This window comes from Bacteroides caecigallinarum, from assembly GCF_021531075.1.
GTDB classification, from domain to species: Bacteria; Bacteroidota; Bacteroidia; order Bacteroidales; family Bacteroidaceae; genus Phocaeicola; species Phocaeicola caecigallinarum_B.
In genome coordinates, this window is sequence record NZ_JADYTJ010000116.1 from 1 (window position 1) to 1,881 (window position 1,881).

Annotated in this window: 1 protein-coding gene; it reads right to left on the reverse strand. The window is 35.5% G+C overall.

The window, feature by feature from the left end:
- Positions 1–109 precede the first annotated feature (109 nt).
- Entirely contained in the window at positions 110–1,846 is a 1,737-nt protein-coding gene (locus tag I6E11_RS14535) for a glycoside hydrolase family 2 TIM barrel-domain containing protein (protein WP_235338822.1), read from the reverse strand.
- Between the last annotated feature and the right edge of the window lie 35 nt (positions 1,847–1,881).

The window sequence follows — 1,881 nt, forward strand, 5'->3', positions numbered from 1 at the left end:
TACTTTTGCTCATGGTTAAACTTTTAGTGTGGTGACTCAAAGATAACCAAAATAGGGCTGACTTCCAAAATCGGAGGACGGCCCTATCATTATAATGATGTATGAACTTTTAGCGGACAGTAATAAATCCGAAAAAATCGCCCTCATACCCCCAATGATAATGTGGCTTACGGAAAAAAGCGTTCAAATTAAAAAGGTCTCCATCCCAATTGAAACTTGCACTATACAGTTTTATACGTTCCAATGGTCCCAAATCTATATATTCCCCATTCTCATTTATATAATTTGCACGCCCTCTATTTTCATAGAAGATTTCGTCAATAGGATTTTCGGCTACATTTCCAAGTACATTGACAGTGACTTCAGCATGTACATTCTCTGCAGGTTTTGATTCTATTCCCACATAGAATGACTCCATATGATCAAATCCTGTTGAACTTGGAAAACTAGTTGGAGCATCCGGCCTTGCTCCAGGTGTTGTTGTGTTCTTTGCACCTGTATAAAATGTTGTAAAGTCACCTCTAAGCTGGCTCAAACTTATTAACTTGTTCTTTTCACTTTGTAAAGCTGCTTTGTCACTCCTTGCAGATAATACAGACCCCATAACATTGATATCTGCTATTCTACTTATAATAGAAGCTGTAGTAGTATTAGGAGAATATGGGTCAATACGATGAACATCTTTCAATACATAATATGCTGCACGTGGATAATTCTCATATATACCACGGCTGTCAGGATAGCCTTTTGCACAAATACCAAACCATTCTTCATTCATATTATTTCCACCTTCAACATAATCGAATAGATAACCTCCATTTGCCCATGAAGCATTAGTATCATGTACTGTCAGGTTGGAATTTTGCATAAACTTCCACCATCCATCAGTAAACTGGAAAGTGAAACCACCCAAAGAATTTCCACTGTTTCCTACACCGGCTGCATTCAAATAAATTTCTGCCCAATTTTTCAACAAAATATCAGCCTGTTCTTTTTGAGCTTCACTTTGAGTAACAGCATTATACGCATCTGAACCAAATTCAGTGAACAGAACCGGTTTGCCATACTCTTTCTTAACTCTACTGAACAAATCACCAAAGGATTCACCACGATAACAGTTTATACCAAGAATATCAACGTCCTTACATTCTTTTGCTATTATATCAAGGAACAAAAGGTCTCCATTACATATAGCAATAGGACATGAAGCTCCCAGCTTTTTCATTTCAACAGTAGCTTCATTAAATACCTTATACAAATGTTTTGCCTGAATTGTTGATTTTCTGTCCTCCACAGGAATGTCTTCTGTTTCTGCTCCTTGCCAGAACAAACCATAGTTATTTTCATTTCCAAGAAGATAAAGCAACAAGCCTGGGGTCTTGTCATAAACTTTTACAAGCCTTCTTGCCTCTTCCAACAATATTTCTTTTGTTCTCGGATCTGAATAATCTGTATTTGCTACCCATGCTCCATCAATAGTCAAACCATAACGACCAAATGAATCGTAAAGCATTGTATAAATACCATATTTTTCATAGGTATATTGTATCCATTTCGGAGTTATATCAATATGTTGCCTAATAGCATTTACACCCATATTCTTGAGAAGAGGCATATCTCTGTCTAATGCAGCTTTTATTATATCATCAGACTGTGACCATAAAGAATAGGAATAGTTTGTACCGATAGGGAAATAATCCCAGTTCATACCATTAACCATAAAAGGTTTTCCGTTTACAATTAATTTGCTTCCAGATTCATCATTCTGTATAGTAACATTATGTTGCTGACCAAATACTGGAACAAACAAAAAAATAGATAAAAATATTTGTAATATATTTCTCATATAAATAATGAATAAAATTAACAATGGGGTTTATA

What these genes read in the sequence shown, in the direction of transcription:
- I6E11_RS14535 (WP_235338822.1), bottom strand. Translation starts at nt 1,846, where the DNA reads ATGAGAAATATATTACAAATATTTTTATCTATTTTTTTGTTTGTTCCA.